Genomic DNA, 24306 nt, shown 5'->3' on the forward strand with positions numbered 1-24306 from the left:
CTGTGTCACGGGCACCTGCACCTCGTGCCTGCCACCGCACGCCATGGATGCCGCTTCCAAGCCAAAACTCTTTTTTCACATCGGCCAGACGAAAACTGGCTCGACTTCGTTGCAGGCGTTCATGCACGCCAACCGCGACGCACTGCAGTGGCGAGGGCTTTTCTACCCTGCATCACCGCCCGGCGACCGGCACATCCTCAAGCAGCGCTTCCTGTTCGACAGCGTAGATCAGGCGGCCAAGGGCTCGGGCGACGCGGAGTTCGCTTGGACCCGGCTCGCCGAGCAGATCGTGCAGCGCGACGCGCCGATCAACGTCATCAGCGAAGAAGTCTTCTGGCACTTGTTCGAAGACCGACCACAACGCCGGCGCACCGCCGTGCAGTGGATGGCCAAACAGCTGGCGCACTGCGACGTGCACATCGTTTGCTACCTGCGGCGCCAGAGTGACTGGGTGGAATCCTGGTTCAACCAGATCGTCAAGACCGACGTCAGCCAGACCTCGCGCCTGTCCTTCGAGGACTTCATCGCGCGGCAGGAACGACTGGGCGTGATGGACTATCAGCAAATGCTGGCAGTGTGGGCCGAAGCGTTTGGCCCGGACCGGGTGATCGTGCGCCCCTGGGAACGGGGCAGGCTACTGCGCGGCAACATCGTCGATGATTTCTGCGACTTGGTGGGCCTGAAGGACACGGACGATCTCAAACGCCCCGAAGACCAGCAAAGCAGCCTCAGCGCAACAGCGCTCGAAGCCATGCTGTCGTTCAACCGACAACCGACCGCGGCTGCGCACAAGCTGAAATTCACCGAAGCCTTTCGCGATGAGCTCGCGAAAGGCAGCGACAAGCGTTTTCTGCTGAGCGCCGAGCAGGCCGCCGAAATCGACGCGAGGCACGCGCAAAGCAACCAGCAAGTGGCCCGCAGCTTTTGCCACACCGACAGTCTGTTCAGTCCGCCAGCCGACGAAGCCAGAAAGCCCTTCTCCGGTCTGACGGTCAACGAACTGCTTGATGTGGTGACGCGACTGTTCGTGGCCCAGCAGCGCTCGGTGGATGCGCTGAGCACCCGGCTGGACGAGCTGGAAAGTCGGGCCAGCTCAGCCGTTTAAGGTTGAACCAGGCGCCAACCGCGAGCGGATGACGCCTGAGATCGCTCACTTCGCGTACATGCCGCCTCGCTCGCCGGGCTCGTGCCACAGCGGCTTGCTGTTGAGCGGGCGCTGGCTCAGCAGGCCACGGCGGGCGTTGGATGGCGATGGGCTGGCGCTGGCGGCGGGGCAGCCGCCGCCGTCGGCGTACTGGCTGGCGGCGACGACCAGCGGGTCGGTGGACGAGCCGATGGGCTGGCTGAAGTCTTCGGCCACCGGGCAGGTGGCGGCCAGGCCGTTGAAGTAGCGCCCCTGGTTCAGCGAGTTGGTGCTCTCGAAGGTCACCGGGCTCCAGACGTTGCCGCAGCCATCGTCCTGCGCGGTGAAGCCGACCGGCTTGCCGCAGGTGGCGTCGCCGATGGTGACCACGTCGACAAACGGCTTCAGGCCGTTGACGACCTGCTCGGAGGCCGAGCAGGTGCGTGGGCCGGTCAGCACATAGACCCGCGACAGGCCCAGCGCATTGGCCCAGTTGGTGAACTTGAAGCTCTGGTTGTTGCTGGCGGCGCGCTTGTCGTTGAAGTACAGGTTGGCAAAGGTCTGGCCATTGGTGGTGGCCGGCGACGCCGCACCTGCCGGGTAGGAGGCCAGGTTGGCCGCCACCGAAACCAGACCGCCGCCGTTGTAGCGCAGGTCGATCACCACGTCCTGCACACCTGCGCTGCGGAACTGGCCGAAGGCGGTGTCCATCGGCGAGTTGGCCTGGGTGATCATGTCCTTCACCATCATGTAGCCCATCTTGCGGCCACCGGGCGTGGTGACGATGGACGTGCCCTGCACCGGCTGCAGATTGTAGACGGCGGAATACAGCGTCAGCGTGGTGTCGCCTGCCGTGGTGTGCAGGCCCAGCGTCACGGCGGTGTTGGTGGCCGTGGGGCTCAGCGCGTCGTAGTTGTTGGCCGAGATCAGCGTCGAGGCCGGCTGGCCGTTGACGGTGGTGATCTGGTCGCCTCGCTGCAACCCGGCAATGGCGGCGGGTGAGCCGGGCTCGACATAGCGCACCAGCAGCGGCAGCGTCGGCTGGCCGGTGACTTCCAGGCCGTTGACACCAATGCCGTAACCCATGGTGGCGCCGTCGCCGAAGAATTGGTTGTAGTCTGCCGTGCTGGTGACGTAGCTCCAGCGGTCGGCCGGGAAGGTCGCGTCGCCCGTGGACAGCAGCGCGTAGAAATAGTCGTACTCGGACGAGTAGGCCGCGGGGTCGGGGTTCGGATTGGTGGCGTACCAGAAGTACCAGTCGTCCATGTAGCTGCTGACCCAGTATTTCTGGTCCGACAGCGAGCAGGTCGCGCCGGGCGGCAAGTCGTCCCCGCCACCGCCGCAGCCCGCAAGCAGCACCGCGACCGAGGCCATCGCGGCGCCGGCCCAAGGTCGCCAGCGCGAGCGGGAGGCGCCGGAGCGAGTGGCGCCATTGGCACCCTCTGGTTGTTCTTGATGCGTTGGCAAGGATTGCCCTGCGCGCCAGGGTGCGCGCACCCCCGCCCAAACTTGTGCCATGTCTCGCTCCTGGGCGCGGGCAAGCTCGCGCCCTTACCGGGTGAACCGCCAGCCGGCCACCCTACAATTCCGTTTAACTCCGCTTCTTTGCAGAGCGTTGACACAAAGCTTGTGTCCGCTTGTTGCACGCACCTCGCTTCCGCCCATGACCGAACTCGCCAAATCCTTCGAACCCACTGCCATCGAAGCCCGCTGGGCGCCGCTGTGGGAGCAATCTGGCGTCTACGAGCCCAGCCTGGATCCGGCCAAACCCTCCTTCTGCATCCAGCTGCCGCCGCCCAACGTGACGGGCACGCTGCACATGGGCCACGCGTTCAACCAGACCATCATGGACTCGCTGACCCGCGTGCACCGCATGCGCGGCTTCAACACGCTGTGGGTGCCCGGCACCGACCACGCCGGCATCGCCACGCAGATCGTCGTCGAGCGCCAGTTGCAGGAGCAAGGCGCGAGCCGCCATGACCTGGGCCGCAAGAATTTCGTCGCCAAGGTCTGGGAGTGGAAGGAAAAAAGCGGCTCCACCATCACCAACCAGATGCGCCGCATGGGCGACTCGGTGAGCTGGCGACACGAGTACTTCACGATGGACGACAAGCTGTCCAGGGTGGTGACCGACACCTTCGTGAAGCTGCACGAGGAAGGCCTGATCTACCGCGGCAAACGCTTGGTCAGCTGGGACCCGATCCTGAAGTCCGCCGTGTCGGACCTGGAGGTGGAAAGCGAAGAGGAAGAAGGCTCGCTGTGGCACATCCGCTACCCCATCGAAGGCAGCGATGAAACACTGGTCGTGGCCACTACCCGACCCGAGACCATGCTGGGCGACACCGCGGTGATGGTGCACCCGGAAGACGAGCGCTACATCCACCTCATTGGCAAACAGGTCCGCCTGCCCATCACCGGCCGCCTGGTGCCGGTGATTGCCGACGACTACGTGGACAAGGCCTTTGGCACCGGCGTGGTCAAGGTCACGCCAGCCCATGACCAGAACGACTACCAGGTCGGCCTGCGCCACGGCCTGCCGATGCTGACCATCTTCACGCTGGACGCGAAGGTCAACGATGAAGCGCCCGAGGACTACCGCGGCCTGGATCGCTTCGTCGCGCGCAAGAAGATCGTTGCGCAGCTGGAGGCTGAAGGCCTGCTGGTCGAGATCAAGAAGCACAAGTTGATGGTGCCGCGCTGCGCGCGTACCGGCGCGATCATCGAGCCGATGCTGACGGACCAGTGGTTCATCGCGATGAGCAAGGCCGGCGCGAACGGCAAGAGCATTGCCGACGAGGCCATCGAAGCCGTTGAATCTGGCGACGTGAAATTCGTGCCGGAGAACTGGGTCAACACCTACAACCAGTGGATGAAGAACATCCAGGACTGGTGCATCTCGCGCCAGCTCTGGTGGGGCCACCAGATCCCCGCCTGGTACGGCGACAACGGCGAACTGTTCGTCGCGCGCAGCGAGGAAGACGCCCGCGCCAAGGCCACGGCCGCCGGCTACACCGGCGCGCTGCGCCGCGACGAAGATGTGCTGGACACCTGGTACTCGTCGGCCATGGTGCCGTTCTCGACGCTGGGCTGGCCCGAGCAGACGATTGAACAGGACCTGTTCCTGCCGTCTTCGGTGCTGGTGACCGGCTACGACATCATCTTCTTCTGGGTCGCCAGGATGATCATGATGACCAAGCACTTCACCGGCAAGGTGCCGTTCAGGCACGTGTACATCCACGGCCTGGTGCTGGACGCGCAGGGCAAGAAGATGTCCAAGTCCGAAGGCAATGTGCTGGACCCGGTGGACCTGATCGACGGCATCGAGCTGGCCCCCCTGCTGGACAAGCGCACCACCGGCCTGCGCAAGCCTGAGACCGCGCCGAAGGTGCGCAAGGCGACCGAAAAGGAATTTCCCGAAGGCATTCCCGGCTACGGCGCCGACGCGCTGCGCTTCACCTTCGCGGCCATGGCCACGCTGGGACGCAGTGTCAATTTCGACAGCAAGCGCTGCGAGGGTTACCGCAATTTTTGCAACAAGCTCTGGAACGCGACCAAGTTCGTGCTGATGAACTGCGAGGGCCAGGACAACGGCCTGAAGGAGCACACCAAGGCCGAGTGCGCGCCGGGTGGCCCGGCGCACGGTTACCTGAGCTTCAGCCCGGCCGACCGCTGGATCACCAGCGAGCTGCAGCGCGTGGAAGCCGCCGTCGCCCAGGGCTTCGACGAGTACCGGCTCGACAACGTGGCCAACGCGATCTACCAGTTCGTGTGGGATGCCTATTGCGACTGGTACCTGGAAATTGCCAAGGTGCAGATCCAGACCGGCACCGAGGCCCAGCAGCGCGCCACGCGCCGCACGCTGGTCCGCGTGCTGGAAACCGTGCTGCGCCTGCTGCACCCGGTCACGCCTTTCATCACCGCCGAGCTGTGGGACACGGTTGCCGTCGTGGCGGGCCGCAAGGCAGCGGACGACGGCCGCAGCATCGTCACCGCGCCCTACCCGGTGGCACAACCAGAGCGCATCGACCCGGCGGCCGACGCCTGGGTCGCCAAACTGAAAGAATTTGTCAGCGTCTGTCGCACGCTGCGCAGCGAGATGGGCCTGTCGCCCAGCGACCGCGTGCCGCTGGTCACCATTGGCGACGGGGCGTTCATCGCGGAAGCTGCCCCGGTCTTGAAGGCGCTGGCCAAGCTCAGCGAAGTGCAGACGATGGCCGATGAGGCCGCCTTCGCCGCCGCCACCGAGATGGCGCCGGTACTGGTGCAAGGCGAGGCACGGCTGGCGCTGAAGGTCGAGATCGACGTGGCCGCCGAACGCGAGCGCCTGACCAAGGAGATCAAGCGCATAGAAGGCGAAGTCGAGAAGGCCGAAGTGAAGCTTGGCAACGAGAGCTTCGTGTCTCGCGCGCCGGAAGCCGTGGTGGCCCAGATGCGCGAGCGGCTGGTCGGCTTCGGCCGCTCGCTGGACAGCCTGCGCGGCCAGTTGGGCAAGCTGCCCCCGGCCTGAAAGAGATCATCAAGCCCTGGGATGCAGCGAGGCACGGAGGCTGCTTGGGCAAGCAAAGTGATGGATCAAAATCGCTGGGCGCAGAAGCTTCAGTGTTGACTTGTCACCATCGCTGCACTTTTTTGTGTCATTGTTGTCGCATTAATCAATAGGGAGTTCCATGAAGATCAACAAGGCCATCTTTCCGGTCGCCGGCCTGGGCACCCGTTTTCTTCCCGCCACCAAGGCGCAGCCCAAGGAAATGCTGCCGGTGGTCGACAAGCCGCTGATCCAGTACGCGGTGGAAGAGGCCTATGCCGCCGGCATTCGCCAGATGATTTTCGTCAATGGCCGCAACAAGCGCGCCATTCCAGATCATTTCGACACCGCCTACGAGCTGGAGTCTGAGCTCGAAAACTCGGGCAAGAAAGAGCTGCTGGCCATGGTGCACAGCATCAAGCCGGATGACATGGAGTGCATCTACATCCGCCAACCCAAGGCCCTGGGCCTCGGCCATGCCGTGTTGTGCGCCCAGTGCGTGGTCGTCAACGAGCCGTTTGCCGTGCTGCTGGCCGATGACCTGATGGTCGGCAAGACCCCCATCCTCAAGCAGATGGTCGACCAGTTCGCCGAGTGGCAAGCCTCCATCCTGGCGGTGCAGGAAGTGAAGCCCGAGCACACCAAGCGCTACGGCATCGTTGCCGGCACGCCGGTCAACGACCGCATGATGGACCTGACCCACATGGTGGAGAAGCCTTCGGCAGAAGAAGCGCCTTCCAACCTGGGCGTGGCCGGCCGCTACATCCTCACGCCTGGCGTGTTCCGCGAGATTGCCAACCAACCGCGCGGCGTGGGCGGCGAAATCCAGCTGACCGACGGCATTGCCGCGCTGATGCGCCGCGAGAAGGTGTTTGCTTACCGCTACGACGGCAAGCGCTACGACTGCGGCTCCAAGGAAGGCTTCCTGGAAGCCAACGTCGAACTGGCACTGGCCCACCCGCAGCTCGGTGCCGGCTTCCGTGAGTACCTGAAGACGCTGGACATCTGAGCGTCTTCGGCGACCGTCACGCCCACCGCCTGGTGGGCGTTTTCATTTCAGCGAGACAGTTTCAGCGCCGGCGCAGCCAGTGCACGAAGTGGTCGTTGACGGTTTCCTGGCCGACCAGCTCGTGGCCGGTCTGGCGGGCGAAGGCCTGGAAGTCGCGGCTGGAGCCGGGGTCGGTCGCCACCACCTTCAGCACCTGGCCGCTGAGCATGTCGGCCAGCGCCTTCTTGGTCTTCAGAATGGGCAGCGGGCAGCTCAGGCCGCTGGTGTCGAGTTCCTTGTCGGGTTGCATGAGAAGCGTTTTCCTGCGGATGAAAATTCAGCTGGCGCTGGGCGCCGCCGACGGTAGCTCGATGAAGCGCGGCGCGATGCCCTTGCTGCGCAGCCAGGTGGCCAGCGCGTAACCGGTGCCGGCCGGCCAGCAGACGACCTCGCTGGGCTCGAACATCCGGTATTCGGCCAGCTCGGGCGACAGCCGCACCTCGCCATGTGCCACCACATGGTAGGCGATGATGACTTGGTTCATGCGCTGGAAATCCCAGACACCGAGCAGGTTCACCGAGGTGGCGATGAGCGAGGTCTCTTCCAGCACCTCGCGCGTGATGCCGGCTTCCGGCGACTCACCCGCCTCCATGAAGCCGGTGATCAGCGCGAACATCTTGTGCGTCCACGCCGCATTGCGCGCCAGCAGGACCTTGCCGCCCTGGTCGCTGCACTCGACGACTGCGGCGAGAACCGGCGTCGGGTTGTTCCAGTGCGTGAAGTCGCAGGCGGGGCAGCGCAGGCGCTCGGTCGGCCCGCTGTCTTCCATGCGCTCGATCATTGCCAGCGGTGTGGCGCATTGCGGACAGAACTTGAAGGTGCTCATGCGGGAAAGACTCCCGTCGACAGGTACCGGTCACCACGATCGCAGACCACGAAGACGATGGTCGCGTTTTCCAGCGTGCGCGCCAGCTGCAGCGCCACCCAGCAGGCGCCCGCCGCCGAGATGCCGGCGAACAGGCCCTCCTCGGCAGCCAGCCGGCGCGCCATGTCCTCGGCGTCGGCCTGGCTGACGTAGACCAGCTCGTCCACGGCGCTCGGGTCGTAGATCTTCGGCAGGTAGGCTTCCGGCCATTTGCGGATGCCGGGAATGCGCGAGCCTTCCGAAGGCTGGGCGCCGACGATGCGCACCGCCGGGTTCTGTTCCTTCAGGTAACGCGACACGCCGGTGATGGTGCCGGTCGTGCCCATCGCGCTGACGAAATGGGTGATGCCACCTTCGGTGTCGGCCCAGATCTCGGGGCCGGTGGTCTCGTAGTGCACCGCCGGGTTGTCGGCATTGGCAAACTGGTCCAGCACCCGGCCCTTGCCGTCCCGCTGCATCTGCTCGGCCAGGTCGCGGGCCCATTCCATGCCGCCGGACTTGGGCGTCAGGATCAGCTCGGCGCCAAAGGCCTTCATGGTCTGCGCACGTTCGATCGACAGGTCCTCCGGCATGATCAGCAGCATGCGGTAGCCCTTGATCGCCGCGGCCATCGCCAGCGCAATGCCGGTGTTGCCCGAGGTGGCCTCGATCAGCGTGTCGCCCGGCTTGATCTCGCCGCGCTGCTCGGCCCGGCGGATCATGTTGATGGCCGGCCTGTCCTTGACCGAGCCGGCCGGGTTGTTGCCCTCCAGCTTGCCCAGGATCACATTGCCGCGGGCGGCCAGCTCGGCGCCGGGCAGGCGTTGCAGCCGCACCAGCGGGGTGTGGCCAATCGCGTCTTCCAGGGTCTTGTAGTGGGGCATGGGCACGGCTTGTCGGGAGTTGCGCTTCATTATCGCGGCGGCTCAAGTCCCGTGCGTGCGCCATGCCATAATCGCGTTCCACGTGCAGCGGCACCCAGCCTTTCCAGGCCGGCACCAGCCGCTGATCACACACCTTGCCCGGGTGGCGAAATCGGTAGACGCAAGGGATTCAAAATCCCTCGCCGCAAGGCGTGTCGGTTCGAGTCCGACCTCGGGCACCATCCCCTCGCGGGATCCTTCTCTCCCCTTCTCACTTCCGCAGCTGCTGGCGCTTCAAGACGCCGGGCAGAACGCGCCAGTGTCGATCCAGGCCTTGATCAGCGCACCCAGTTGTTCCTGCGTGCCAGGCGCCGGTTCGCGCGTGCCACCAGGCGCCCAGGCCCAGCCCACCAGGCCATCGCTTGCCATGTGTTCCTGGATGGCCGGCAGCGACTTGCCGCCGTTGCGCCGCTTGTCCTTGATCTGCACGCAGATTTGCGCCAGGGTCTTGCCCTGCCAGGCCATCGAGCCTGGCGCGAGGTGCCACAGCGGATTGCCCGGGAAACCGCCCGGCTCCACATTCGCTGCCTGGTGGCAGGCCGTACAGCGCATGCCGGCAGCGCCCTTGTCGTCCTTGCCGCGCACCACCAGTGGCAGGTGCGGATGCAGGTCCATGCCCTGCGTCGGGCGGTCGCCATTGGGGTGACAGTTCAGGCAGCGAGGGTGCTGGATCACCTTGCCGGCTTCGAGGAAGAGCTCGCGCGAGCGCTGGGCCGGGTCGCTGGTCGAAGCGAAACTCTCCGGGGTACGCAGGTCCGCAGCCCAACTGGCGGCGGCTGCAGCGGCGCAAAGCGCGAAAACACAGGTCCGGATGACGGGCATCGCTTCTCCCCATTTTCTCGACGCACGAGCATACTCCGCAGGCGGCGCGCTTGGGGCAACGCTGAACAAACACACATTTCACTGAACTCACAGGAGGTCTGGATGTCGGTTGAGCTCAACGTCAATGGCCGGGTGCACGCACTCGATGTCGACCCCGAGACCCCGCTGCTGTGGGTGCTGCGCGAAGACATCGGCCTGACCGGCACCAAGTACGGCTGCGGCGTGGCCCAGTGCGGCGCCTGCACCGTCCATGCAGATGGCGAAACCCTGCGCTCCTGCACCGCGCCGGTCTCGTGGATCAGCAACCGCAAGATCACCACCATCGAAGGCCTGTCGTCCAAGGCCGCAAAGGCGGTGCAGAGGGCCTGGGTCGAGTTGGACGTGGTGCAGTGCGGCTACTGCCAGTCGGGCCAGATCATGTCGGCCACGGCGCTGCTGGAGAAAAACCCGAAGCCGACCGACCGCGACATCGACCTCGCGATGAGCGGCAACATCTGCCGATGTGCGACCTACCAGCGCATCCGCGCCGCCATCCACGCGGCCTCGCGCCAGCTCGCAGCCTGAACGGGAGACCCGCCATGCACCCGATGATGCTTGCCATGCAGGCCCAGCGCGAGTCGCTGCAATCGCTGCTGTTCCCGGACGCCGAAGCTGCGCCAGCCGGTGCCGCGCACCTGACCCGCCGAGCGTTGCTCAAGAGTGCTGCGGGCGGCGGGCTGATGATCAGCATCGGCAGCTTCGCACCCTCATTGGCGCAGGCCGCAGCCCCCGGCCCTGAAGGCGTCGCCACAGGCCCGTTGGCGCCCAATGCCTTCGTGCGCGTGGGCACCGACAACCTGGTCACCATCGTCTGCAAGCACCACGAGATGGGCCAGGGCAACACCACCGGCCTGGCCTCGCTGGTGGCTGACGAGCTGGATGCCGACTGGACCCTGGTGCGCACCGAATACGCGCCCTCCAACCCCAAGCTCTACAACAACCTGGCCTTTGGCGACATGCAAGGCACAGGCGGCTCATCGGCGATTGCCAATGCGTACTTGCAGATGCGCAACGCAGGGGCCGCCGCGCGGCAAATGCTGGTTGCCGCGGCAGCGCAGGCCTGGAACGTGCCGCCCACGGAAATCAAGACCCACCGCAACCTGCTGAGCCACGCCTCGGGCAAACAAGCGACCTACGGCGAGATGGCCGAGGCGGCCAGTCGCATGCCGGTGCCCGACAAGCCAGTGCTGAAGACGCCCGCGCAGTTCACGATGATCGGCAAGGAGAACGCCACGCCGCGGGTCGACTCGCCATCGAAGTGCGACGGCACGGCGGTCTACACCATCGACCTGAAGCTGCCCGGCCTGTTGACCGCGGTGATCGCCTGGCCGCCTTCGTTCGGCGCCACGCTGAAGTCCTTCGACGCCACCGAGGCGCTGAAGGTGGCCGGCGTGACCGACGTGGTGCAGGTGCCCGAAGGCGTGGCCGTGGTCGCCACGCGCACCTGGGCGGCGATGCAGGGCCGGCGCGCGCTGAAGCTCCAGTGGGACGAATCGGCCGGCAGCGCGCTGGACACCGACGCACTGCTCACGCAGTACAAGCAGCAGGCCACGCAGACCGGCGGCACCGTCTTCGCCAAGCCGGAAGCCAACGCCGCCGCAGCAGGACCTTCAGTCAAGACCATCACCGCGACCTACGAGTTCCCGTTCCTGGCCCACGCGACGATGGAGCCGATGAACTGCGTGGCCTGGCTGCACGACGGCATGCTGGAAACCTGGTCCGGCCACCAGTTCCCCACCTTCGACCACATGTTCGCCGCGAAGGCCGCCGGCCTGCCGATGGAGAAGGTCAAGCTGCACACCCTCGTCTCCGGCGGCAGCTTCGGCCGCCGCGCCAATGCCTACAGCGACTTCACCGTGGCCGCGGTCAACGTGGCCAAGGCCATCAATGGACGCGCCCCGGTGCGGCTGCAATACACCCGCGAGGACGACATGGCCTCGGGTCTGTACCGGCCCATGTACGTGCACCAGGTGCAGGTCGGGCTGGATGCCAAAGGCCAGGTGGCAGGCTGGCAGCACCAGATCGTTGGCCAGTCCATCATGGCCGGCACCGCGATGGCGGTGATGATCAAGGACGGCATTGATTCCACCTCGGTCGAAGGCGTGGCGCCCAGCGCGTACAAGCTGCCGATGATGAAAGGCGAGCTGCACACCACCACGCTGGGCGTGAAGCCGCTGTGGTGGCGCTCGGTGGGCAACACCCACACCGCCTACGTCATGGAGACCATGATGGACGAACTGGCCGCAGCAGCCGGGCGTGACCCGCTCGCCTTCCGGCTGGCCCTGCTGGAACCCGGCGGCCGAGCAGCCAGCGTGCTGCAACTGGCCGCGCAGAAGGCCGGCTGGGGCAAGGCCATGCCCAAGGGCAGCGCGCAAGGCCTGGCGGTGCACGAATCCTTCGGCTCCTACGTGGCCCAGGTGGCCGATGTCTCGCTGAAAAACGGCAAGCTGAAGGTGGACCGTGTCGTCTGCGCGGTGGACTGCGGCGTGGCCGTCAACCCGGACGTGATCCGCGCGCAGATGGAAGGCTGCATCGGCTTTGCCCTGGGCGCGCTGTACTACAGCGAGTTGGAAATGAAGCAGGGCCGCGTGCTTCAGCGCAACTTCGACCGCTACAAGGCCTTGCGCATCTACGAGATGCCGCGCGTCGAAGTGCACATCCTGGCCAGCACCGCCGCGCCCACCGGCGTGGGCGAGCCAGGCGTGCCGCCGCTGGCGCCGGCCGTTGCCAATGCGCTGGCGCGCCTGGGCGGCCCGCGCGTGCGCCGCTTGCCCATGAGCCGCTCAGGGCTGGTCGAAGCCTGAAGCCTGGCCCGGGCCACCGCGCCCTTGCAAGCAGGCCGGTGCAGTGACACCTGACACGCTCCGGCTCGGGCAGGCGCGTGCGCATGGGCGATACTGCCGCGGCATTGCTCCGCATTCGCGGGGCGCCTGTCCGAACCGCTTCACTGCCCTCTGCCCATGCCTCCGATTCCACCGATCACCAAGGCGCTGATGCTGATCTGCACAGCGATGTTCTGCCTGGACGCCTTGCTGCGCAGCTTCATCGGCCCGGTGCTGCCGCTGTGGTTTGCCCTGTGGCCGCTGGGCACCGAGCACTTCATGCCCTGGCAGCCGTTCACCTTCGTGTTCGTGCACACCGACGTGCTGGGCCTGTTCTTCAACATGCTCGCGCTGTGGATGTTTGGCGCCGAGCTGGAGCGGCTGTGGGGCTATCGCCGCTATGTACAGTTCCTGCTGGCGGCCACGGTGACCGCTGCCATCTGCTACCTGCTGCTGTCGCTCGCCGTCTCGGCATTTGCGCCAGCGATGGGCTCTGCGCCGATGCTGTATGCCACGCTGCTCGCCTCGGCCATGCTGTTCCCGGACCGGACCATCATGCCGCTGTTCCCGCCCATCCCAATGAAGCAGCGCACCTTCGTGATGGTGTTCGGTGCCATCGTGCTGTTCTCCGGCTTGGGCACACGCACTGTCGCGCCTTTTGCCTACCTCGGCGGCATGGCCGGTGCCTGGCTCATCATTCGCTACTGGCGCGGCCAAGCGCCCTTCCCGCCAAAGAGAAGGCGGTGAGCCGCGAGGCTCACTGATCGCCGGCCAGGCCCGCGATCACATCCGGATAAAGGAGCTGCAACCGCAGCTCTTTTTTCATTCGGCGGTTGTCCAGCCTTCGGGATTCGCCGAGGAAGCTCATCTGCATGGGCGACAGTTGGGCCGCGGCTTGGGCACGGCTCAGACGCGGCGGGCGCGGCAGGCCGTAGCGGTCGGCCACGGTGTCGAAGTGGTCGCCCATGCGGGTCTCGCTGTCGTCGGTGACGTGGTAGACCCGCTGCGGCGCGCCGCGCAGCAGCGCGGCCACGCAGGCCCGCGCGAGGTCATCGGCGTGGATGTGGTTGGTGTAGACGTCGTCCTCGGCGCGCAGCACCGGCGTGCCGCGTTGCACCCGGTCGCGCGGATGGCCACCTTCGCGGTCGGCCGCGTAGATGCCCGGGATGCGCAGCACCGAGATCGTCCAGCCGAAGCTCCGCCCGGCCCAGCGCAGCCTGGCCTCGGCGTCGACCCGCCGGTGGCCGCGGTCGGTCGCCGGGTTCACTGCCCGCGTCTCGTCGAACCGGGCGCCGCCTGCGTCGCCATAGACGCCGGTGGTGCTGCCATAGACCACGCGCTGCACGCGCCGGGACCGGGCCAGCGCGCGCACCAGTGCGGCGGTGCGCGTGTCGGCCACGCCTTTGCCGGGTGGTGGCGCCAGATGCAAGACCGCGTCCGCCAGCCCCGCGAGCCGGCCCAGGGTTTCGGGTTGGTCCAGGTTCCCAGCCAGTGGCACCACGCCCGCAGCACGGAGCAGCGGGCGGCGCTGTGGCGACGAACTCAGTGCCAGCACCCGCCAGCGCCCGGCCAGCAAACGCGCCACGCGCAGCCCCACGTCGCCGCAGCCGACGATCAACAGCACAGGCCGGCGGTGCACCGCTGAAGGCAGCAAGCGGGGAGGAAGCTGGCTCATGTCACGCAATGGAGAAGGGCCGAAAAGGGCCGGCAGACCGCCGCAGGTGTCTCGGGGCAAAATCGCCGCTGGCGCCCGGCCAGCAGCACCCGCAGCGCGGCCATGGCCGAGGGGCGCCAAGTGTAGCCAGCCTCGGTCCATCGCCCGCCCATGACCTTCACCATCGCCCTCCAGCCCTCCGGCCGCGCTTTCGACGTGGCACGCGACGAGCCCATCCTCACAGCCGCCATCCGCGAGGGCATCGGCCTGCCCTATGGCTGCAAGGACGGCGCCTGCGGCTCCTGCAAGAGCCGCCTGCTCGAAGGCCGTGTCATCCACGGCGCGCACCAGCAGAAAGCCTTGTCCGAAGCCGAGGAAGCCGCCGGGCTGATCCTCACCTGCTGCGCCACGCCGCAGACCGACTGCGTGGTCGAGGCCCGCAGCGTGCCGGGCGCCGGCCAGTTCGCCATCCTGAAGATGCCCGGCCGCGTGCTGTCGATGGCGCAGCCCGCGCCGGACGTGAAAGTCATTCGCGTGCAGTTGCCGGCGAACCAGAATTTCCAGTACCACCCCGGCCAGTACATCGAGTTCATCCTGCGTGACGGTGCGCGCCGCAGCTACTCGATGGCCAACGCGCCGCACCAGCTCGGCACGCCGCCGTCCATCGAGCTGCACATCCGCCACATGCCCGGCGGCAAGTTCACCGACCAGGTCTTCGGCACGATGAAGGAAAAAGACATCCTGCGCATGGAAGGTCCGTTCGGCAGCTTCTTCCTGCGCGAGGATTCCACCAAGCCCATGGTGCTGCTGGCCTCGGGCACCGGGCTGGCGCCGATCAAGGCCTTGATCGAACGGCTGGAAGAACTCGCCAGCGGGCGCGAAGCGGTGCTGTACTGGGGCGCTCGCAGCCGGGCCGACCTGTACCTGCACGAATGGGCCGAAGCCGCAGCGGCGCGACTGCCCAATTTGCGCTACGTGCCGGTGCTCTCCGAGCCCAAGCCCGAAGACGGCTGGACCGGCCGCACCGGCTTTGTCCACCATGCGGTGATGGCTGACCTGCCGGACCTCTCCGGCCACCAAGTCTACGCCTGCGGCGCGCCCATCATGGTCGAGTCCGCCCAGCGCGATTTCGTCGCCCGCTGTGGCCTGCCGGAAGACGAATTCTTCGCCGACAGCTTCACCTCTGAAGCGGACAAGCATGGCGCCTGAAATGCGAGGGCTGACGCGCCGGCACCTGCTCGCCGTGCTGGCCGCGGTGCCCACGCTCGCAGCGGCGCAAGGCAAGCCCATCCGCCTCGTCGTGCCCTACCCGCCTGGCGGCCCGCTGGACCTGATGGCCCGCGCGCTGGCCGACAAGGTCCAGCCCGCGTTGGGCACCATCGTGGTCGACAACCGGGCTGGCGCCGGCGGCAACCTTGGGGCGGACGTGGTGGCCAAGGCCGCACCCGACGGGCTGACGATTGGCATCGGCGCGGTTGCCACGCACGCGATCAACCCCTGGCTCTACCGCAAGATGCCGTACGACGCGCTGCGCGACTTCACGCCGATCACCGGCCTGGCGCAGATGCCCAACGTGCTGGTGATGAACGCCGAGCGCGCCGCGCAGCTGAAGATCAGCTCCGTGGCCCACCTGGTCGCCTACGCCAAGGCCCACCCCGGCCAGCTCAACTACGCTTCGGGCGGCAACGGCAGCGCAGGCCACCTGGCGGGCGAGATGCTGAAGACCCAGGCGGGGCTGTTCATGGTCCACATTCCCTATGCGGGTGGCAACCCCGCGCAGCTCGCGCTGCTGTCCGGCCAGGTGGACCTGAGCTTCGACAACCTGGCCACCGCCTCGGCCAACATCCGCGCCGGCAAGCTCAAGGCCCTGGCCGTGACCTCGGCCCGGCGCAGCAATGCGATGCCCGAGCTGCCCACCGTGGCAGAAGCCGGCGCCAAGCTCGGCCTGGCCCGCTTCGACATCGGCACCTGGGTCGGACTGTTCGGCCCGGCCAAGCTGCCGGCGGACGTCACCGCGCGTCTGAACAAGGCCTTCACCGAGGCCCTGGCCACGCCCGAGATCCAGGCCCGCTGGCGCACGCTGATGGCCGATAGCTTTGCCACCACGCCTGAACAGTTCGCCCGCTTCGTTGCCGCCGAACACACGCGCTACCAGGCGGTTGTCAAGGCCAGCGGCGCCACCATCGACTGAAGCGCATGGACGCCCTCTACTTCTTCCCGCTCGCCGTGGGCATTGCCCTCACGCCTGGCCCGAACAACTTCTGCGCGCTGAACCACGGCCTGCGCGAAGGCGTGGTCGCTGCGATCATGGGCACGACGGGACGTGTCGCGGCTTTCGCCATCTTCCTCACCGTCTCGGCGCTGGGCCTGGGCGCGATGCTGCTGGCTTCCGAAACCGCCTTCAGTGTGCTGAAGTGGCTGGGCGCGGCCTACCTGTTCTGGCTGGGTGTGCATGCCTGGCGCAGCCGGGACCTGGGCGGTTTGCACGCCGGCGAATCGGCTGAAAGTGCTGCGCCCCGCCGCTGGCGCGAACTGATGCGCCAGGAATTCCTGCTCGGCATCAGCAACCCCAAAGCCATGCTGCTGTTCGCGGCCATCTTCCCGCAGTTCATCGACCCGGCGAAACCCGCCGTAATGCAGTTCGCCACGCTGGGCGCCACCTACCTGCTGGCCGAATACGTCTCGTCCCTGGTCTACGGCCTGGGCGGCCGCCAGATCCGCCGCCTGGTGCGCAGCCCGCTGGCTGCCCGCCGCCTGAACCGCGCCACCGGCGGCGTCTTCATCGGGGCGGGCGGGTTGCTGCTGGCGGCACACCGCTGAGGCCATCCGCCGCGGTGTGCGGCGGATGGATGTCCAGCTCAACTCAACTCAGCAAGTCATACCGGTCCAGGTTCATGACCTTGGTCCAGGCCTTGACGAAGTCGCGCAGGAAGCGCGGCGTCGAGTCGCTGCTGGCGTAGGCTTCGGCGATGCCGCGCAATTGGGCGTTGGAGCCGAAGACGAGGTCGACGACGGTGGCCGTCCACTTCAGCTCGCCGCTGGTCCGGTCCCGGCCTTCGAGCACGTTCGGGTCCGCAGCCGAGCGCTGCCAGGCGGTGCGCATGTCCAGCAGGTTGACGAAGAAGTCGGTCGTCAGGGTTTCAGGCTGCTGGGTGAAGACGCCATGCGCGCTGTGGCCGAAGTTCGCACCCAGCGTGCGCAGGCCGCCGATCAGCACGGTCATTTCCGGCGCGCTGAGGCTGAGCAGTTCGGCCTTGTCGATCAACAGTTCGGCAGCCGAGCCTTCCAGGCCCTTGCGCAGGTAGTTGCGGAAGCCGTCGGCCTTGGGTTCCAGCACGGCGAACGAGTGCACGTCGGTCTGGTCCTGTGACGCATCGGTGCGGCCCGGCGTGAACGGCACGGTGATGTCCGCGCCCGCCTTCTTCGCAGCGGCCTCGACGGCGGCACCGCCGGCCAGCACGATCAGGTCGGCCAGCGAGACCTGCTTGCCGCCGGACTGCGCAGCGTTGAAGTCATTGCGGATGGCTTCGAGCTGCGCCAGCACCTTGCCCAGCTCGGCCGGCTGGTTGACTTCCCATTCCTTCTGCGGCGCCAGGCGGATGCGCGCGCCGTTGGCACCGCCACGCTTGTCCCCAATGCGGAAGGTGGACGCCGACGCCCACGCGGTCGTCACCAGTTGCGAGATGCTCAAGCCCGAGGCCAGCACCTTGGCCTTCAGCGCGGCCACGTCCTGGTCCGTCACCAGCGGGTGGTCGAGCTCGGGCACCGGGTCCTGCCAGATCAGCACTTCCTGCGGCACCAGCTTGCCGAGGTAGCGCGGGCGCGGGCCCATGTCGCGGTGGGTCAGCTTGAACCAGGCGCGGGCGAAGGCGTCAGCCAGCGCTGCCGGGTCCTGCATGAAGCGGCGCGAGATCTTCTCGTAGGCCGGGTCCTGGCGCAGCGCCAGGTCGGAGGTGAGCATCATCGGTGCGTGGCGCTTGCTCTGGTCGTGCGCGTCCGGCACGGCGCCGGCACCGGCACCGCCCTTGGGCGTCCACTGATGCGCGCCAGCGGGGCTCTTGGTCAGCTCCCATTCGAAGCCGAACAGGGTCTCGAAATAGCTGTTGTCCCAGGTGGTGGGCGTGGGGGTCCAGGCGCCTTCCAGGCCGCTGGTGATGGCATGTGCGCCAACGCCTGTGCCAAAGCTGTTTTTCCAGCCCAGGCCTTGCTGCTCGATCGTGCCGCCTTCGGGTTCGGGGCCGACCTGGTTCGCGTCACCGGCGCCGTGGCACTTGCCGAAGGTGTGGCCGCCGGCGATCAGCGCCACGGTCTCTTCGTCGTCCATCGCCATGCGGGCAAAGGTCTCGCGGATGTCGCGTGCCGACGCCAGCGGATCGGGGTTGCCGTCCGGGCCTTCGGGGTTCACGTAGATCAGGCCCATCTGCACGGCGGCCAGCGGGTTGGCCAGCTCACGGTCGCCCGAGTAGCGGCTGTTTTCCTTGTCGCTGGTGGCCAGCCAGGTGCCTTCCTTGCCCCAGTCCACCTCCGCGCCCGGTTCCCACACGTCGGCCCGGCCGCCGGCAAAGCCGAAGGTCTTGAAGCCCATGGATTCGAGCGTGACATTGCCGGCCAGGATGATCAGGTCCGCCCACGAAAGCTTGTGGCCATACTTCTGCTTGATCGGCCAGAGCAGCCGGCGTGCCTTGTCCAGGTTGCCGTTGTCGGGCCAGCTGTTGAGCGGTGCAAAGCGCTGCGCACCGGCGCCTGCGCCACCGCGGCCGTCAGCCGTGCGGTAGGTGCCAGCCGAGTGCCAGGCCATGCGGATGAACAGCGGGCCGTAGTGGCCATAGTCGGCCGGCCACCAGTCCTGCGAATCGGTCATCAAGGCGTTCAGGTCCGTGACGACGGCGTCCAGGTCAAGGGACTTGAATTCTTCGGCGTACTTGAACTCCTCGCCCATCGGGTTGGCGCGGGTGGACTGCTGGTGCAGGATGGAGAGGTCCAGCGCGTTGGGCCACCAATCCTTGTTGCCGCGGGCCTTGGGGGATGCGTTTTTCTGGGCGGCGCTGCCCGAGAACGGGCACTGTGATTCGGTCGTCATGCTGGCTTGCCTCCTGAGGAGATCATTGGGAATGCAAGTCTAGGACGCGAAAACAGCGGCTCGATGAAATCCTCTCAATGCCGGCGATAGGCAAAGGCCCATTGCCCGATGGGTGCAAGCGTGGCCGGCGGGAGAGGAACGCCGCCGTCAGCGGAAGCTACTTCTCGGCCACACACAAACCCTTCGGCGTCCAGGCCTGCGTCAACGTGGTTGGCGGCTGGCTGGCGTCGTGCAGGATCAGCGCAAAGCCGCGCCGCTCCTCGTTGCCAACGGCCATCAGCAACATCGGCGGCCCCTGCCGCACCATCAGGCTGTGGCCCGCGCCGCGCTTCACCTGCACGCCGTCCGGCGTTTCCAGGCAGGTGCCGCCGCTCAATGCGTAAAACGCCTCCGGCCCGGAGTGCACGTGCAAGGGCGCGGTCATGCCCGGGCTGAAGGTGGACTTCAGGTATTCCGCCTGGTAATTCGAACCTGCGGCGACAGGCAGCGGGCCGACGTCCGCCACATGCCGGGCGCTGGGCAAGCTTGGCGCGTCTGCACCCGCCACGAACAGCCAGGTCTGCCCGAACGCCTGCGCGACAGCCCCTTCACGCGGCACCTCGCGCCGCGCGACCTGCAGGTCGTCGTAGGTGTAGATGCGCCAGTAGACGGGCCGGTCCGGCAATGCGCCGATGTCCTGGCTGGCCACGAGGCAAGCCGGCCCGGGTTTGTCTTCGCTGCCTGGCCCGCACAAGCGCTGCGTGGCCTGGGCGACCGCCATGCCGCACCAGAGGCAGGTCGTTCAAAGCAGCAGGCATCGAAACAGCAGCCGGACATCAGTGCGGCAGGGGCAAGCTTGGACCATGGACTCTCCTTGAAGCGGCAACAACGCCTTCATGACGCTGAACGAAAAACCTTGGCCGCTCACGCCATGCTAGGCCTGCCCCGTCTCGGTCCGGTATCGCGCGGCCTCCTCGCCCAGCCATGCGGCAAACACCGCCAACGCCGGCAGTCCAGCCTTGTGCTGCGGCCACAGCAGCCGGTAGGCACGGTCGCTCACGTGCTCGTGCGGCAGCAGTTGCACCAGCCGCCCGCCAGCCAGTTCGCGCTCGACGAGCAGGCGCGGCACCAGCGCCGCGCCCAGGCCTTGCGCCGCCGCTTCGGTGAGCATCGAGAACAGTTCCATGCGCGCGCCAGCCATGTCGTGGTCGACCTTCAGGCCCAGCGATTCGAACCACAGCCGCCAGGCGTACGGCCGGGTGCTGGCCTGCAAGAGCGGCAAGGTGGCCACGTCGGCCGCGCTGTTCATCGTGCGGCCGGCCAGCAGCGCCGGGCTGGCCACGGCGATCAGGTGTTCGCGCATCAGCACTTCGCCCGCAGTGCCGGGCCAGAAGGCATCGCCCGCGTGGATCGCGGCGTCCAGCGTGGTCTCCTCGAACAGGAACGGCCGGGTGCGCGGCGTGAAGTGCACGGTGACGCCGGGATGCTGCGCCTGGAAGCCGGCCAGGCGCGGCAGCAGCCATTGCGTGGCGAACGTGGGCACCACCGCCAACTCCAGCGAACCCACGGCCTCACCCAGCCCGGCCTGGGACATCAGGTCAAGCGTGTCGCGCTCGACCTCGTCCAGCCGCGCCGCCACGCTGCGCGCGTAGCGCTGGCCGGCGTCCGTCAGCAGCACGCCCCGCTGGCCGCGGCGGAACAATGGCAGGCCGAGGAAGTCTTCCAGCGTGGCAATCTGGCGGCAGACGGCGCTCTGCGTCACCGCCAGTTCGTGGGCGGCCTTGGTGAAACTCTGGTGGCGCGCAGCAGCCTCGAAGGCGGCCAATGCGGCGGTGGACGGGATCTTGCGGCGCATCGAGCAGCCCTCGGAATTCCTGATCCGCACAAAACGGTGCGAAATTCTCGTTTGCCACGCAGGCAGACTCGATTCTAAGATTCCATCATTGAACTTGACGGAGACCGCCACCATGGCAACCAAGGCCAGCTTCCACTGGGACGACCCGCTGCTGCTCAACAGCCAGCTGACCGACGACGAACGCCAGGTGCGCGACGCCGCCGCGGCCTATTGCCAGGAAGCCCTGGCCCCGCGGGTGCTGATGGCCTTCCGCAACGAGCAGACCGACCCGGCCATCTTCCGCGAGATGGGCAGCCTGGGCCTGCTGGGCGCGACCATTCCCGAGCAGTACGGCGGCGCCGGCCTGAACTACGTCTGCTACGGCCTGGTGGCGCGTGAAGTGGAGCGCGTGGACTCCGGCTACCGCTCGATGATGAGCGTGCAGAGCTCACTGGTGATGGTGCCGATCAATGAATTCGGCAACGAAGCCACCAGGCAGAAGTACCTGCCCAAGCTGGCCAGCGGGGAATACATCGGCTGCTTTGGCCTGACCGAGCCCAACCACGGCTCGGACCCCGGCAGCATGATCACCCGCGCCAGGAAGGTCGACGGCGGCTACAGCCTCTCCGGCGCCAAGATGTGGATCACCAACAGCCCGATCGCCGACGTGTTCGTGGTCTGGGCCAAGGATGATGAAGGCGCCATCCGCGGCTTCGTGCTGGAAAAGGGCTGGAAGGGCCTCTCCGCACCCGCCATCCACGGCAAGGTCGGCCTGCGCGCCTCCATCACCGGTGAGATCGTGATGGACGGCGTGTTCTGCCCAGAGGAAAACGCCTTCCCCGAAGTGCACGGCCTGAAGGGCCCGTTCACCTGCCTGAACAGCGCGCGCTACGGCATTGCCTGGGGCGCGCTGGGGGCGGCCGAATTCTGCTGGCACACGGCACTGCAATACACGCTGGACCGCAAGCAATTCGGCAAGCCGCTGGCCGCGAACCAGCTGGTGCAGAAGAAGCTGGCCGACATGCAGACCGAGATCACGCTGGGCCTGCAAGGCTGCCTGCGCCTGGGCCGCATGAAGGACGAAGGCACGGCCGCTGTCGAGATCACCTCCATCATGAAACGCAACAGCTGCGGCAAGTCACTGGACATTGCCCGCACCGCGCGCGACATGCTGGGCGGCAACGGCATCTCCGACGAATTCGGCGTGGCCCGCCACCTCGTCAACCTTGAAGTGGTGAACACCTACGAAGGCACGCACGACGTGCATGCGCTGATCCTCGGCCGTGCGATGACCGGCATCGCGGCCTTCTGATCGTGTTCACCGCCGGCGCCCTGCAGGGCATCAAGGTCCTGGACCTCTCCCGCGTCCTCGCCGGCCCCTGGGCCAGCCAGATGCTGGGCGACCTGGGGGCGGATGTGGTGAAAGTGGAGCGTCCCGGTGCTGGCGACGACACCCGCGCCTGGGGCCCGCCGTGGGTGCCACTGGAAGACGGTTCGCCGTCGAAGCAGGCCGCCTACTTCCAGTGCGCCAACCGCAACAAGCGCTCGGTCGCCATTGACCTCGCCACGCCCGAAGGCCAGGCGCAAGTGCGGGCGCTGGCGGCAGAAGCCGACGTGGTGCTGGAGAACTTCAAGGTCGGTGGGCTCAAGGGCTACGGGCTGGACTACGAGAGCCTGAAAGCCGTCAACCCTCGGCTGATCTATTGCTCGATCACCGGCTTCGGCCAGACCGGCCCGTATGCGCCGCGCGCGGGCTATGACTTCCTGATCCAGGGCATGGGCGGGCTGATGAGCCTGACGGGGCGCGCCGATGGCGAAGACGGTGCGGGGCCACAGAAGGTGGGCGTCGCGCTGGTGGACATCATGACCGGGCTCTACGCCACCATCGGCGTGCTGGCCGCGCTGCAGCACCGCCAAACCAGCGGCGAAGGCCAGCACATCGACCTCGCACTGCTGGACGTTCAGGTCGCCACGCTGGCCAACCAGGCCGCGAACTTCCTCACCAGCGGCAAGGCGCCGCAGCGCATGGGCAATGCGCACCCCAACATCGTGCCTTACCAGGACTTCCCGACGGCTGATGGCGACATGATCCTGGCCGTGGGCAACGACGGCCAGTTCGCCAAGCTCTGCGCCGTGGCGGGTCACCCCGAATGGGCCACGGACGAACGCTTTGCGACCAACCCGGCGCGGGTGGCGAACCGCGCGGTGCTGATCCCGCTGCTGCGCCAGGCCTCCGTGATGAAGACCACGGCCGAGTGGATGGCGCTGCTGGAGCCCGCCGGCGTGCCTTGCGGCCCGATCAACCGGCTGGGCGATGTCTTCGCGGACCCTCAGGTCATCGCCCGCGGCATGAAGCTGGAAATGCCGCATCCGGCCTTCGGCAGCGTGCCGCTGGTGGCCAATCCGATCCGGCTGTCGGCGAGCCCGGTGCAATACCGCCAGGCACCGGCGCAACTGGGCGAACACACGGTGGAAGTGCTGCGCGACTGGTTGGGCCAGAACCGCTGACCTCCGTTCCAGGACAAGGCTGGCTTGCGCCTGCGCAAAGCCTCAGGCCGGGCCGGGCAAGGCCGCTGAGGGATAATCCGTAGTCCTGCGGGGCGGTGAGTCGCCCCGTGCTTCGTGAACCCAAAGCCCCCCTTCGAGATGAGTGCCTTCAATGAAGAGCGCGTGTTGAGCGTGCACCACTGGACCGACCGTCTGTTCAGTTTCACCACCACCCGCGACACCTCGCTGCGCTTCTCGAACGGCCATTTCACGATGATCGGCCTGCGCGTGAACGGCAAGCCGCTGCTGCGCGCCTACTCCATCGTCAGCCCGAACTACGAAGAAACGCTGGAGTTCCTCAGTATCAAGGTGCAGGACGGCCCGCTCACCTCCAAGCTGCAGCACATCCAGGTGGGCGACACGCTGATCGTCGGCAAGAAGCCCACCGGTACGCTGCTCATCGACTACCTGCTGCCCGGCAAGCGCCTCTATCTGCTGGGCACCGGCACCGGCGTGGCGCCCTTCCTCAGCATCATCCGCGACCCGGAGACCTACGAGAAATTCGAGCGGGTCGTGCTGGTTCATGGCGTGCGCCAGAACAACGAGCTGGCCTACCAGGACTACATCACCCAGCACCTGCCCGAGCACGAATTCCTCGGCGAGTTCATCAAGGGCAAGCTGCTGTATTACCCCACGGTCACCCGCGAGCCATCCAAGTACCAGGGCCGCGTGACCACCGTGATTGAAAACGGCCAGCTCGCCGCCGACCTCGGCATTCCGCAGCTCAATGCCGCCGAAGACCGCGTGATGATCTGCGGCAGCCCCGAGATGCTGCGCGACCTGAAGACCATGATGGAAGTGCGGGGCTTGAAGGAAGGCAACACCACGACCCCGGGCGACTTCGTGATCGAACGCGCCTTCGTCTCCCAGTGATGTGAGCCAGTGACCAGCCACCCGCGCTGAACCGGACAAGCCACCTTCGGGTCAATGCCAGTCAGTTAAGGTCCATAAGGCCTGAAGCAGGCTAAAAAGGGAACGTGTCGAACACGTTCCCTTTTTCATTTTGTCTGGCCTGCTGCAAAACACATTGGACGAAACGCTGGCGAGCTTGCCCGCTGCCGGGATT

21 protein-coding genes and 1 tRNA gene are annotated in these 24306 nt (G+C 66.8%); 13 read left to right on the forward strand and 9 right to left on the reverse strand.

The features are described from left to right. Window positions 1-43 precede the first annotated feature (43 nt). Window positions 44-1105 carry a hypothetical protein gene (locus ACAH41_RS15415; RefSeq protein WP_325652200.1) on the forward strand — a complete coding sequence of 354 codons (1062 nt, stop codon included), beginning with the start codon at window positions 44-46 and terminating at the stop codon, window positions 1103-1105. Between the two features lie 45 nt (window positions 1106-1150). Here ACAH41_RS15415 and ACAH41_RS15420 read toward each other — a convergent pair whose 3' ends face one another. Next, window positions 1151-2497: a S41 family peptidase gene (locus ACAH41_RS15420; RefSeq protein WP_325652202.1), complete on the reverse strand. Its 1347-nt coding sequence runs from the start codon at window positions 2495-2497 to the stop codon at window positions 1151-1153. Between the two features lie 289 nt (window positions 2498-2786). Here ACAH41_RS15420 and ACAH41_RS15425 point away from each other — a divergent pair, with 289 nt between their 5' ends. Together ACAH41_RS15425 and galU are read left to right on the forward strand one after the other, a co-directional pair. Continuing rightward, entirely contained in the window at window positions 2787-5630 is a 2844-nt protein-coding gene (locus ACAH41_RS15425; RefSeq protein WP_325652204.1) for a valine--tRNA ligase, read from the forward strand. Between the two features lie 160 nt (window positions 5631-5790). Beyond that, the gene (galU, locus tag ACAH41_RS15430; protein WP_325652206.1) at window positions 5791-6657 is read left to right on the forward strand and encodes a UTP--glucose-1-phosphate uridylyltransferase GalU; all 867 of its coding nucleotides are present in this window, start codon (window positions 5791-5793) and stop codon (window positions 6655-6657) included. Between the two features lie 61 nt (window positions 6658-6718). Here the strand turns inward: galU and ACAH41_RS15435 are convergent, their stop codons facing one another. The 3 genes from ACAH41_RS15435 to cysM are packed head-to-tail and all read right to left on the reverse strand — an operon-like array spanning window position 6719 to window position 8424. Then, complete coding sequence (locus tag ACAH41_RS15435) at window positions 6719-6946, reverse strand: sulfurtransferase TusA family protein (protein ID WP_141286769.1); 228 nt, start codon at window positions 6944-6946, stop codon at window positions 6719-6721. Window positions 6947-6973: 27 nt separating this feature from the next. Continuing rightward, window positions 6974-7522, reverse strand: a complete 549-nt coding sequence (locus tag ACAH41_RS15440; RefSeq protein WP_325652209.1) for an NUDIX hydrolase — start codon at window positions 7520-7522, stop codon at window positions 6974-6976. After that, on the reverse strand, window positions 7519-8424 hold the full coding sequence (cysM, locus tag ACAH41_RS15445) for a cysteine synthase CysM (RefSeq protein WP_325652214.1): 906 nt from the start codon (window positions 8422-8424) through the stop codon (window positions 7519-7521). The genes ACAH41_RS15440 and cysM overlap by 4 nt, the downstream gene beginning before the upstream one ends. Window positions 8425-8560: 136 nt before the next feature. Between cysM and ACAH41_RS15450 the strand changes: the two genes are divergently transcribed. Continuing rightward, window positions 8561-8645, forward strand: a tRNA-Leu gene (locus ACAH41_RS15450). A 52-nt stretch (window positions 8646-8697) separates the two neighbouring features. On the opposite strand, the gene ACAH41_RS15455 is transcribed toward ACAH41_RS15450, so the two are convergent. Then, window positions 8698-9285 (reverse strand): Isoquinoline 1-oxidoreductase subunit, encoded by a 588-nt coding sequence (locus ACAH41_RS15455; protein ID WP_325652215.1) that lies wholly within the window; start codon window positions 9283-9285, stop codon window positions 8698-8700. Window positions 9286-9387: 102 nt separating this feature from the next. Between ACAH41_RS15455 and ACAH41_RS15460 the strand changes: the two genes are divergently transcribed. The 3 genes from ACAH41_RS15460 to ACAH41_RS15470 all read left to right on the forward strand — a co-directional run bounded on the left by ACAH41_RS15460 (window position 9388) and on the right by ACAH41_RS15470 (window position 12893). Next, window positions 9388-9849 (forward strand): (2Fe-2S)-binding protein, encoded by a 462-nt coding sequence (locus tag ACAH41_RS15460; RefSeq protein ID WP_325652216.1) that lies wholly within the window; start codon window positions 9388-9390, stop codon window positions 9847-9849. Window positions 9850-9863: 14 nt separating this feature from the next. After that, complete coding sequence (locus ACAH41_RS15465; protein WP_325652217.1) at window positions 9864-12128, forward strand: xanthine dehydrogenase family protein molybdopterin-binding subunit; 2265 nt, start codon at window positions 9864-9866, stop codon at window positions 12126-12128. Window positions 12129-12284: 156 nt separating this feature from the next. Then, a complete protein-coding gene (locus ACAH41_RS15470) occupies window positions 12285-12893 on the forward strand; it encodes a rhomboid family intramembrane serine protease (RefSeq protein ID WP_325652218.1) in 609 nt (202 codons plus the stop codon). 10 nt (window positions 12894-12903) lie between these two features. On the opposite strand, the gene ACAH41_RS15475 is transcribed toward ACAH41_RS15470, so the two are convergent. Then, window positions 12904-13821, reverse strand: a complete 918-nt coding sequence (locus tag ACAH41_RS15475; RefSeq protein ID WP_325652219.1) for an SDR family oxidoreductase — start codon at window positions 13819-13821, stop codon at window positions 12904-12906. A gap of 150 nt (window positions 13822-13971) precedes the next feature. Between ACAH41_RS15475 and ACAH41_RS15480 the strand changes: the two genes are divergently transcribed. Genes ACAH41_RS15480 through ACAH41_RS15490 form a run of 3 tightly spaced genes read left to right on the forward strand, consistent with a single transcriptional unit; the run spans window position 13972 to window position 16620 of the window. Next, window positions 13972-15009 carry a CDP-6-deoxy-delta-3,4-glucoseen reductase gene (locus ACAH41_RS15480; RefSeq protein WP_325652220.1) on the forward strand — a complete coding sequence of 346 codons (1038 nt, stop codon included), beginning with the start codon at window positions 13972-13974 and terminating at the stop codon, window positions 15007-15009. After that, window positions 14999-15991 (forward strand): tripartite tricarboxylate transporter substrate binding protein, encoded by a 993-nt coding sequence (locus ACAH41_RS15485; protein WP_325652221.1) that lies wholly within the window; start codon window positions 14999-15001, stop codon window positions 15989-15991. The genes ACAH41_RS15480 and ACAH41_RS15485 overlap by 11 nt, the downstream gene beginning before the upstream one ends. 5 nt (window positions 15992-15996) lie before the next feature. After that, on the forward strand, window positions 15997-16620 hold the full coding sequence (locus tag ACAH41_RS15490) for a LysE family transporter (RefSeq protein ID WP_325652222.1): 624 nt from the start codon (window positions 15997-15999) through the stop codon (window positions 16618-16620). A 43-nt stretch (window positions 16621-16663) separates the two neighbouring features. Here the strand turns inward: ACAH41_RS15490 and katG are convergent, their stop codons facing one another. From katG to ACAH41_RS15505, 3 genes are all read right to left on the reverse strand, one after another. Continuing rightward, window positions 16664-18880 (reverse strand): catalase/peroxidase HPI, encoded by a 2217-nt coding sequence (katG, locus tag ACAH41_RS15495; RefSeq protein ID WP_370538358.1) that lies wholly within the window; start codon window positions 18878-18880, stop codon window positions 16664-16666. Between the two features lie 157 nt (window positions 18881-19037). Then, the gene (locus ACAH41_RS15500) at window positions 19038-19640 is read right to left on the reverse strand and encodes a hypothetical protein (protein WP_325652226.1); all 603 of its coding nucleotides are present in this window, start codon (window positions 19638-19640) and stop codon (window positions 19038-19040) included. A gap of 153 nt (window positions 19641-19793) precedes the next feature. Continuing rightward, on the reverse strand, window positions 19794-20714 hold the full coding sequence (locus tag ACAH41_RS15505; protein WP_325652228.1) for a LysR substrate-binding domain-containing protein: 921 nt from the start codon (window positions 20712-20714) through the stop codon (window positions 19794-19796). 112 nt (window positions 20715-20826) lie between these two features. Here ACAH41_RS15505 and ACAH41_RS15510 point away from each other — a divergent pair, with 112 nt between their 5' ends. The 3 genes from ACAH41_RS15510 (at window position 20827) to ACAH41_RS15520 (ending at window position 24113) form a co-directional block, all read left to right on the forward strand. Further along, complete coding sequence (locus ACAH41_RS15510; protein ID WP_325652229.1) at window positions 20827-22005, forward strand: acyl-CoA dehydrogenase; 1179 nt, start codon at window positions 20827-20829, stop codon at window positions 22003-22005. A 2-nt stretch (window positions 22006-22007) separates the two neighbouring features. Then, window positions 22008-23201, forward strand: coding sequence for a CaiB/BaiF CoA-transferase family protein (locus tag ACAH41_RS15515; RefSeq protein WP_325652231.1), 1194 nt, complete (start codon window positions 22008-22010; stop codon window positions 23199-23201). A 138-nt stretch (window positions 23202-23339) separates the two neighbouring features. Then, window positions 23340-24113, forward strand: a complete 774-nt coding sequence (locus tag ACAH41_RS15520; protein WP_325652232.1) for a ferredoxin--NADP reductase — start codon at window positions 23340-23342, stop codon at window positions 24111-24113. The last annotated feature ends 193 nt before the right edge of the window (window positions 24114-24306 follow it).

It is taken from the genome of Ideonella sp., assembly GCF_041287625.1.
In the GTDB taxonomy this organism is placed as follows: Bacteria; Pseudomonadota; Gammaproteobacteria; order Burkholderiales; family Burkholderiaceae_C; genus Ideonella.

Excerpts from the sequence above, each read along its gene's own strand:
- ACAH41_RS15415 (WP_325652200.1), top strand. The coding sequence starts at position 44 with ATGGATGCCGCTTCCAAGCCAAAACTCTTTTTTCACATCGGCCAGACG.
- ACAH41_RS15420 (WP_325652202.1), bottom strand. The coding sequence starts at position 2,497 with ATGGCCTCGGTCGCGGTGCTGCTTGCGGGCTGCGGCGGTGGCGGGGAC.
- ACAH41_RS15425 (WP_325652204.1), top strand. The coding sequence starts at position 2,787 with ATGACCGAACTCGCCAAATCCTTCGAACCCACTGCCATCGAAGCCCGC.
- galU (WP_325652206.1), top strand. The coding sequence starts at position 5,791 with ATGAAGATCAACAAGGCCATCTTTCCGGTCGCCGGCCTGGGCACCCGT.
- ACAH41_RS15435 (WP_141286769.1), bottom strand. The coding sequence starts at position 6,946 with ATGCAACCCGACAAGGAACTCGACACCAGCGGCCTGAGCTGCCCGCTG.
- ACAH41_RS15440 (WP_325652209.1), bottom strand. The coding sequence starts at position 7,522 with ATGAGCACCTTCAAGTTCTGTCCGCAATGCGCCACACCGCTGGCAATG.
- cysM (WP_325652214.1), bottom strand. The coding sequence starts at position 8,424 with ATGCCCCACTACAAGACCCTGGAAGACGCGATTGGCCACACCCCGCTG.
- ACAH41_RS15455 (WP_325652215.1), bottom strand. The coding sequence starts at position 9,285 with ATGCCCGTCATCCGGACCTGTGTTTTCGCGCTTTGCGCCGCTGCAGCC.
- ACAH41_RS15460 (WP_325652216.1), top strand. The coding sequence starts at position 9,388 with ATGTCGGTTGAGCTCAACGTCAATGGCCGGGTGCACGCACTCGATGTC.
- ACAH41_RS15465 (WP_325652217.1), top strand. The coding sequence starts at position 9,864 with ATGCACCCGATGATGCTTGCCATGCAGGCCCAGCGCGAGTCGCTGCAA.
- ACAH41_RS15470 (WP_325652218.1), top strand. The coding sequence starts at position 12,285 with ATGCCTCCGATTCCACCGATCACCAAGGCGCTGATGCTGATCTGCACA.
- ACAH41_RS15475 (WP_325652219.1), bottom strand. The coding sequence starts at position 13,821 with ATGAGCCAGCTTCCTCCCCGCTTGCTGCCTTCAGCGGTGCACCGCCGG.
- ACAH41_RS15480 (WP_325652220.1), top strand. The coding sequence starts at position 13,972 with ATGACCTTCACCATCGCCCTCCAGCCCTCCGGCCGCGCTTTCGACGTG.
- ACAH41_RS15485 (WP_325652221.1), top strand. The coding sequence starts at position 14,999 with ATGGCGCCTGAAATGCGAGGGCTGACGCGCCGGCACCTGCTCGCCGTG.
- ACAH41_RS15490 (WP_325652222.1), top strand. The coding sequence starts at position 15,997 with ATGGACGCCCTCTACTTCTTCCCGCTCGCCGTGGGCATTGCCCTCACG.
- katG (WP_370538358.1), bottom strand. The coding sequence starts at position 18,880 with ATGACGACCGAATCACAGTGCCCGTTCTCGGGCAGCGCCGCCCAGAAA.
- ACAH41_RS15500 (WP_325652226.1), bottom strand. The coding sequence starts at position 19,640 with ATGGCGGTCGCCCAGGCCACGCAGCGCTTGTGCGGGCCAGGCAGCGAA.
- ACAH41_RS15505 (WP_325652228.1), bottom strand. The coding sequence starts at position 20,714 with ATGCGCCGCAAGATCCCGTCCACCGCCGCATTGGCCGCCTTCGAGGCT.
- ACAH41_RS15510 (WP_325652229.1), top strand. The coding sequence starts at position 20,827 with ATGGCAACCAAGGCCAGCTTCCACTGGGACGACCCGCTGCTGCTCAAC.
- ACAH41_RS15520 (WP_325652232.1), top strand. The coding sequence starts at position 23,340 with ATGAGTGCCTTCAATGAAGAGCGCGTGTTGAGCGTGCACCACTGGACC.